Annotated in this window: 7 protein-coding genes; all 7 read left to right on the forward strand. The window is 65.7% G+C overall.

The window, feature by feature from the left end; all coding sequences use genetic code 11:
* Positions 1–57: 57 nt before the first annotated feature.
* The 7 genes from rpsA to mdh all read left to right on the forward strand — a co-directional run bounded on the left by rpsA (position 58) and on the right by mdh (position 7,468).
* Positions 58–1,737: a 30S ribosomal protein S1 gene (gene rpsA / locus IM708_RS04720; protein ID WP_209425169.1), complete on the forward strand. Its 1,680-nt coding sequence runs from the start codon at positions 58–60 to the stop codon at positions 1,735–1,737.
* A 292-nt stretch (positions 1,738–2,029) separates the two neighbouring features.
* Positions 2,030–2,317, forward strand: coding sequence for an integration host factor subunit beta (ihfB, locus tag IM708_RS04725; RefSeq protein WP_209425170.1), 288 nt, complete (start codon positions 2,030–2,032; stop codon positions 2,315–2,317).
* Between the two features lie 8 nt (positions 2,318–2,325).
* Positions 2,326–2,688: a LapA family protein gene (locus IM708_RS04730; protein ID WP_209425171.1), complete on the forward strand. Its 363-nt coding sequence runs from the start codon at positions 2,326–2,328 to the stop codon at positions 2,686–2,688.
* Positions 2,685–3,347, forward strand: a complete 663-nt coding sequence (locus tag IM708_RS04735; RefSeq protein WP_209425172.1) for a phosphoribosylanthranilate isomerase — start codon at positions 2,685–2,687, stop codon at positions 3,345–3,347. Before IM708_RS04730 ends, IM708_RS04735 begins: the two co-directional genes overlap by 4 nt.
* Positions 3,348–3,467: 120 nt before the next feature.
* A complete protein-coding gene (trpB, locus tag IM708_RS04740; protein WP_209425173.1) occupies positions 3,468–4,694 on the forward strand; it encodes a tryptophan synthase subunit beta in 1,227 nt (408 codons plus the stop codon).
* A 317-nt stretch (positions 4,695–5,011) separates the two neighbouring features.
* Positions 5,012–5,995 carry a hypothetical protein gene (locus tag IM708_RS04745; protein WP_209425174.1) on the forward strand — a complete coding sequence of 328 codons (984 nt, stop codon included), beginning with the start codon at positions 5,012–5,014 and terminating at the stop codon, positions 5,993–5,995.
* A 510-nt stretch (positions 5,996–6,505) separates the two neighbouring features.
* A complete protein-coding gene (mdh, locus tag IM708_RS04750) occupies positions 6,506–7,468 on the forward strand; it encodes a malate dehydrogenase (protein ID WP_209425175.1) in 963 nt (320 codons plus the stop codon).
* Positions 7,469–7,686: the final 218 nt, after the last annotated feature.

Raw genomic sequence — 7,686 nt, forward strand, 5'->3', positions numbered from 1 at the left:
AAGACCGGCGGATCCAACCGTCAGGCCTGTGAAACGCATCCAAAGGACTGAATCTGAATGTGCGCTAAAGCCACCATGGAAGAATTCGAGGCGCTGCTGAACGAGAGCCTCGACATCGACACGCCCGTCGAGGGCAGTGTCGTTACCGGCAAGGTCATCGCCATCGAGGCGGGCCAGGCCATCATCGACGTCGGCTACAAGATGGAAGGCCGGGTCGATCTGAAGGAATTCGCAAACCCGGGCGAGGCTCCCGAAATCGCCGTCGGCGATGAGGTCGAGGTCTATCTGGAACGCGTCGAGAATGCCCGCGGCGAAGCCGTGGTGAGCCGCGAGAAGGCCCGCCGCGAAGCCGCTTGGGATCGCCTCGAGAAGGCCTATGCCGACGAGAACCGCGTCGACGGTGCGATCTTCGGTCGCGTCAAGGGCGGCTTCACCGTCGATCTGGGCGGGGCCGTCGCGTTCCTGCCCGGCAGCCAGGTGGATGTGCGTCCCGTGCGCGATGCGGGTCCGCTGATGGGTCTCAAGCAGCCCTTCCAGATCCTCAAGATGGACCGCCGCCGCGGCAATATCGTCGTCTCGCGCCGCGCCATCCTGGAAGAAAGCCGCGCCGAGCAGCGCGCCGAGATCATCGCCAAGCTGTCCGAGGGCATGGTTGCCGACGGCGTCGTCAAGAATATCACCGAATACGGCGCCTTCGTCGATCTGGGCGGTGTGGACGGGCTTCTGCACGTCACCGACATGGCCTGGCGTCGCGTCAACCACCCCTCCGAGATCCTGGCGATCGGCGAGACGCTGAAGGTCCAGGTCATCAAGATCAACAAGGAAACCCACCGCATCAGCCTCGGCATCAAGCAGCTGCAGGCCGATCCGTGGGATGCGGTCGAGGCGAACTTCGCCATCGGCTCGGTCCACAAGGGCCGCGTGACCAACATCACCGATTACGGCGCGTTCGTCGAACTGGAGCCGGGCGTCGAGGGGCTGGTCCACGTGTCCGAGATGAGCTGGACCAAGAAGAACGTCCACCCCGGCAAGATCGTCTCCACCAGCCAGGAAGTCGAAGTCATGGTGCTGGAGATCGACAGCGCCAAGCGCCGCGTCAGCCTGGGCCTGAAGCAGACCCAGCGCAACCCGTGGGAAGTGTTCGCCGAATCGCACCCGCCGGGAACCGAGATCGAGGGCGAGGTGAAGAACATCACCGAATTCGGTCTGTTCATCGGCCTCGAGGGCGACATCGACGGCATGGTGCACCTCTCCGACCTCAGCTGGGACCAGCGCGGCGAGGAGGCGATCCAGAGCTATCACAAGGGCGACACGGTCAAGGCCGTCGTCTCCGAGGTCGACGTCGAGCGCGAGCGCATCTCGCTCTCGGTCAAGGCCCTGGGCAACGACTCCTTCTCCGAGGCCGTCGATGGCGTGAAGCGGGGTTCGATCGTCACCGTCGAGGTCACCGCGATCGAGGATGGCGGGATCGAGGTCGAGTACAACGGCGCGAAGACCTTCATCCGGCGCTCGGACCTGGCCCGCGACCGCGCCGATCAGCGCCCCGAGCGGTTCCAGGTCGGCGACAAGGTCGACGCTCGCGTCACTTCGGTCGACTCGCGCACGCGCAAGCTGGGCCTGTCGATCAAGGCGCGCGAGATCGCCGAAGAGAAGGAAGCGGTGGAGCAGTACGGCTCGTCCGACTCGGGTGCGTCGCTGGGCGATATCCTCGGGGCCGCTCTGCGCGACCGCAACTGATCGCATTCGGCAAATGAACTCGGGCCCCGCGCGTCACTCGCGCGGGGCCCGTCCGTTTTCGCCCCCGGCGATTCGTACGGCGTGGGGCGTCACGCTCCGGTTGTGCCGCTGCCCCGATACTCTGCCGGGGCGCCGGAACGACAGGCCCAACCGGTCGCGGTCTTTTGCCAAACCCGCAGGATTGCGCGCTTTTCGTTTGTGCGCGGCCCTGATCAGGCCCTATAGTCCCCTGAATGCACCAAGTGCCAATTTGCGCCGTCAGGCGTCCCATTGATGCCACCGGGGGGAGGCAATGATCCGTTCGGAACTTATTCAGAAGATTGCCGACGAGAATCCGCAATTGTACCAGCGCGATGTCGAGCGCATCGTGAACACGTTCTTCGAGGAGATCACAGCGGCGCTGTCGCGCGGCGACCGGGTGGAGTTGCGCGGCTTCGGCGCGTTCTCGGTCAAGCGCCGGGACGCGCGCGTCGGGCGCAACCCGCGCACCGGCGAGGCCGTCTCGGTCGAGGAGAAATGCGTGCCCTTCTTCAAGACCGGAAAACTGCTGCGCGACCGGCTCAACGGCAAGGAAGGCTGACCAGACCGATGACCTATCTGCGCTACGCCGTCCTGATCCTCGTTCTCGCCTTCGCCGTGATGGTGGCGCTGGCCAACAGCGGGTCGGTTACCCTGTCCCTCTGGCCCGGCGCGATCGAGGCGCTGACAGGCACCAACTTCTCGGTCACGCTGCCGCTTTTCCTGGTCGTCGGCTTGGCCGTCGGGCTGGGTCTGGTGCTGGGCCTGATCTGGGAATGGTGGCGCGAACGCGCGCTCCGCGCCGAGGGCGCGCGCGCGCAACGGGAACTCAGCGAGTTGAAGCGCGGCGAGCGGTCGACGCCGGTCCCCGTGGTCCAGCGACAGCGCGACGAAATCCTCGATATCGTCGACGAGCCCGCCGCGACGCGATGAGCGACCGCATTCGAGTCAAGATCTGCGGCCTGACGCGCGTGGCCGACATCGACGCCTGCGTGGATGCCGGCGCGGCCTATGTCGGGCTCAATTTTTTTCCGCGCTCGCCACGCGCCGTAACGCCGGAACAGGCGCGGTCCATCGCGCTGGCGGCACCCGCCGGGATGGCGCGCGTCGGACTTTTCGTCGATGCCGACGACGCGGCGATCGCCGCGGTCCTCGCGCAAGCGCCACTCGACATCCTGCAACTCCACGGCAAGGAAAGCCCTGCGCGCGTGGCCGACGTCCGCGCCCGCTTCGGCCTGCCGGTGATGAAGGCGGTCGGCATCGCCAGCGCCGCGGATCTGCCGGCGCTGGCCGAACAGGGGCGCGTCGCCGACCTCCTGCTCGTCGACGCCAAGCCCGCGCCCGACGATATCCTGCCCGGCGGCAACGGACTGGCCTTCGACTGGCGGCTGATCGCCGGGCGGCGCTGGCCGGTGCCCTGGATGCTGGCCGGGGGCCTGACCGCCGCCAACGTGGCCGAGGCCGTGCGGCTGACCGGCGCGCGCCAGGTCGATGTGTCCTCGGGCGTCGAATCGGCGCCGGGCGTCAAGGACGCCGCGCACATCGCCCGTTTCGTCGCCGCGGCGCAGGCAAGCACCGCGCCCGTCGACTGATCCGTGCCCTCGCGCAAAGCCTGCTACGCGCGCCGCGAACCCGATCTGCGGCAACGACACCGCCAGCGCTTTACCCGATGCGGCGCAGGGGCTACATCACCCTCAACGCAGGAGGATGCCATGCCCGACGATCGGATCAACAGCTACATGACAGGCCCCGACGAACAGGGCCGCTTCGGCATCTTCGGCGGACGTTTCGTCAGCGAGACGCTGATGCCGCTGATCCTGGAACTGGAGGCCGAATACGAGCGCGCCAAGACCGACGACAGTTTCTGGGCCGAGATGGCGGATCTCTGGACGCATTACGTCGGCCGCCCCAGCCCGCTCTACTTTGCCGAACGCCTGACCGAGCACCTGGGCGGCGCCAAGGTCTACATGAAGCGCGACGAACTGAACCACACCGGCGCGCACAAGATCAACAACGTGCTGGGCCAGATCATCCTCGCCCGCCGCATGGGCAAGACCCGGATCATCGCCGAAACCGGCGCCGGCCAGCACGGCGTGGCGACCGCGACGGTCTGCGCCAAGTTCGGGCTGAACTGCGTGGTCTACATGGGCGCTCACGATGTGGAACGCCAGGCGCCCAACGTCTTCCGCATGCGGCTGCTGGGGGCCGAGGTGATCCCCGTCACCTCTGGCCGGGGTACACTGAAGGACGCAATGAACGATGCCCTGCGCGACTGGGTCACCAATGTGCGCGATACATTCTACTGCATCGGCACGGTCGCCGGTCCGCATCCCTACCCGGCGATGGTGCGCGACTTCCAGTCGATCATCGGCAAGGAAGCCAAGGAGCAGATGCAGAAGGCCGAAGGCCGCCTGCCCGACACGATCATCGCCGCGATCGGCGGTGGGTCGAACGCGATGGGACTTTTCTACCCCTTCCTCGACGACACCACCGTCCGCATCATCGGCGTGGAGGCCGGCGGCAAGGGCGTCGACGAGAAGATGGAACATTGCGCCAGCCTGACCGGCGGGCGCCCGGGCGTGCTGCACGGCAACCGCACCTATCTTCTGCAGGATGAAGACGGCCAGATCCTCGAAGGATTCTCGATCTCGGCGGGCCTGGACTATCCCGGCATCGGGCCGGAGCACGCCTGGCTGCACGAAAGCGGGCGGGCGCAATATGTGTCGATCACCGATGCGGAAGCGCTGGAGGCGTTCCAGCTCAGCTGCGCGCTGGAGGGAATCATCCCGGCGCTGGAGCCGAGCCACGCCCTCGCGCATGTCATGAAGATCGCCCCGGATCTGCCCCGCGAGCACCTGATCGTGATGAACATGTGCGGGCGTGGCGACAAGGACATTTTCACCGTGGCGAAGCACCTGGGCTTCGACATGAAGATCTGATCGTGGCGGGTCGGAAACTGGTTCCGGTCGCGGAAACCACTCGAAAGAGGTTTCGTTCCGGTTAACGGTGCAGCTGATTTCAAGTGAAATCAGTAACTTGCGCGCATGTGCGCTGGCGCACAGCCTACTACCCATCGCGCGCCGACGCGAGAGCAAGGCCAGCCGGGGCAAACCCCTGGCGACGACCTGCGTGCCCTGCAGGACGCCCGCAGCATCCTTAATGAGCCGACTTTTAAGGATCTGATCAATGCGGAAGCGTCGCGCAACGCATAGACTTCCCACCGACTCTCGACAGGAGACTCGGCAGGAACGACACCATGCGCAGGCTGGCCGGCATCGCTGGCGCAACGCTCATCTACGGCTCAGGCGAACAGTACCCGGACATGATCCTGGCACTGCAATTCGTGCTGGACGACTTGCGTCGCGACGGCCGGCAAGTCAGCGGGTTGCGCCTGTCCGGCCAGACGCTTCGCCTTCGGGTCGAGGATTATGAACTCGCCGCCTCGCTCGCTACGGAGCCCTTGCCGATCGCGGCGCTGCAGGGCGTGATGCGCCCGGCGCGCGACGAGGCGGAGCATGGCGGCTGGACGCATGACCTGGCGCGCGGCCGCATGTTGCATGCGATCCGACACCATCGCTGGGCCCTGGGCGTCCTGCTGCGCGCGCGGTCCGGCGCAAGCGACGCCAACGTCGACGATGACCTCGATCTGCCGGCCGAATGCCGGTCCGTGGTCTCTGCCCTGATCGAGGCCGCCCCCCCGCAATTCATTCTCTGGCAGTCGAGCAGCGTGCTCTTCACGCTGGGAGAGTTCCAGAACCTCCCGCCCCGGCGGCTGAACGCACCCGGTGATCCGCGCAGCGCCATGCATCCCCGCACCGGACCCGGCCGGCTCGTCGCCCGCCCCGTGATGCCCGACTGGACCAAGACTGCCGAATCCGCGGGTAACGTGGAAGCCAAGGGCGAAGGGGGGACGACGGCCCCTCCGGGGGCCGAGACACCGAAACCGAACCAGTCGCCCACCCGCATCCCCGACGCGGACGAGCCACGCAGCCGCATGGATCGCATGCTTCGCCGGTCGGCCGGCCGGATCTTTCACCGCGGCGCAACCCAGAAGCGACCGCCCGATCTGCCCAACCTGGACCGGGACCACCGCCGTCTGGGTCGTGCCTTCGGCCGGGGCGACCAGCCCGGCACCCAGCCAGAGAGAGAGCGCTCCCAGCGCCGCAAGCTCCGCTTGCTGGGCGGCGTCCTGGTCGCCCTGTCGCTGATGGTCTTCCTGCCCCCGTGGACCGGCGTCTGATACCGGAGTCCCTCGATCGGTTCGGGGACCTGGGCGGCGATACCCCTCACGCGCCTGCCGAATCGGCATAATGACGCATGACCCGCGGTTTTCGCAGGCGCTCTGGACAGGGCGCGGGCAGGAATCGGCGCAAAATTAGCTGGGCAGCATACCTGATATGGTAGGCGATTGCAGCCCAACCACAAAACGGCCCGAAAAACGGTCAAAATTAAAGGCGGCAAAATCGTCGATTCTTTCCGTTTTTTCGCGGTTTCTCGTCGCTAGTTTTCATCTTTCGCGCGAATTCCTGAAAAATTCGACAGTTTTTGGCGCCGAGGAGCCAGTTGCTCAAGCTTGAGCACTTTTCCCAAGCGGTGACTTTCCAGTCGCTCCGGTCAATCGACCGGGCAGTGGCTGACCGACCGCGGCCTTCCCAGCGCCGGGGCCGCACGATTCGGGACACGCAGCCTTGCACCATGCGCCGTCTGGGCTTACGCAGTGCGCAGTCTTTCAACCGACCGGAGAAGATCCATGGCCAGACCCAAAATCGCGCTCATCGGCGCAGGGCAGATCGGCGGCACACTCGCGCATCTCGCCGCGATCAAGGAACTCGGCGACATCGTGCTTTTCGACATCGCCGAGGGCATCCCCCAGGGCAAGGCGCTCGACATCGCCGAATCCGGTCCGGCCGAGGGTTTCGACGCCGCGCTCAAGGGCACCAACGAATATTCCGACATCTCCGGTGCCGATGTCTGCATCGTCACCGCCGGCGTCCCCCGCAAACCGGGGATGAGCCGTGACGACCTTCTCGGCATCAATCTCAAGGTCATGAAGTCGGTCGGCGAAGGCATCAAGGCCCACGCACCCGAGGCCTTCGTCATCTGCATCACCAACCCGCTGGACGCGATGGTCTGGGCGCTGCGCGAATACTCAGGCCTGCCGCACAGCAAGGTCGTCGGCATGGCCGGTGTCCTCGACTCCGCACGCTTCCGGCATTTCCTGTCACTGGAATTCAACGTCTCGATGCGCGACGTCACCGCCTTCGTGCTCGGCGGCCACGGCGACACGATGGTCCCCCTGATCCGCTATTCCACCGTCGCAGGCATTCCGTTGCCCGATCTGGTGACCATGGGCTGGACGACGCAAGAGCGTCTCGACGGCATCGTCCAGCGAACCCGCGACGGCGGCGCAGAGATCGTAGGCCTCCTGAAGACGGGATCCGCGTTCTACGCCCCGGCAACTTCCGCGATCGAAATGGCCGTCGCATACCTGAATGACCAGAAACGGCTTCTGCCTTGCGCTGCGTGGTGCAAGGGGGAGTTCGGCCTGGATGGCCTCTATGTCGGGGTTCCGTCAATCATAGGACGCGGCGGAATCGAACGCATCGTCGATATCAAGCTCAATCCCGATGAGCAGAAGATGTTCGACAAGTCCGTCGATTCGGTGCGCGGACTGGTAGAGGCCTGCCGCGGAATCGATTCGTCACTGGGGTGAGTCTTCAATCTCGCCCTGAAGGATCAGAAAGTACGGCGGCCCCTGCGGGCCGCCGTTTCGATTCGACCGATCTAATCGTCGGGAACGAAAGGAAGTAACCCGCGCGGCAGGGCACTCCCGCGGGGCCACCGCCGCCGGATCACCAGTACACCCAATAAACACTAGAGGTTGGGCTGGCCCGTGTGGCGGAAGTTAAGAATTTCGCGCTGGCCGCGGCA

The sequence above is a fragment of the Pararhodobacter sp. SW119 genome (genome assembly GCF_017811755.1).
Lineage (GTDB): Bacteria > Pseudomonadota > Alphaproteobacteria > Rhodobacterales > Rhodobacteraceae > Pararhodobacter.

Bases quoted from the DNA above. Each gene is read 5' to 3' on its own strand.
- rpsA (WP_209425169.1), top strand. From the start codon at position 58: ATGTGCGCTAAAGCCACCATGGAAGAATTCGAGGCGCTGCTGAACGAG.
- ihfB (WP_209425170.1), top strand. From the start codon at position 2,030: ATGATCCGTTCGGAACTTATTCAGAAGATTGCCGACGAGAATCCGCAA.
- IM708_RS04730 (WP_209425171.1), top strand. From the start codon at position 2,326: ATGACCTATCTGCGCTACGCCGTCCTGATCCTCGTTCTCGCCTTCGCC.
- IM708_RS04735 (WP_209425172.1), top strand. From the start codon at position 2,685: ATGAGCGACCGCATTCGAGTCAAGATCTGCGGCCTGACGCGCGTGGCC.
- trpB (WP_209425173.1), top strand. From the start codon at position 3,468: ATGCCCGACGATCGGATCAACAGCTACATGACAGGCCCCGACGAACAG.
- IM708_RS04745 (WP_209425174.1), top strand. From the start codon at position 5,012: ATGCGCAGGCTGGCCGGCATCGCTGGCGCAACGCTCATCTACGGCTCA.
- mdh (WP_209425175.1), top strand. From the start codon at position 6,506: ATGGCCAGACCCAAAATCGCGCTCATCGGCGCAGGGCAGATCGGCGGC.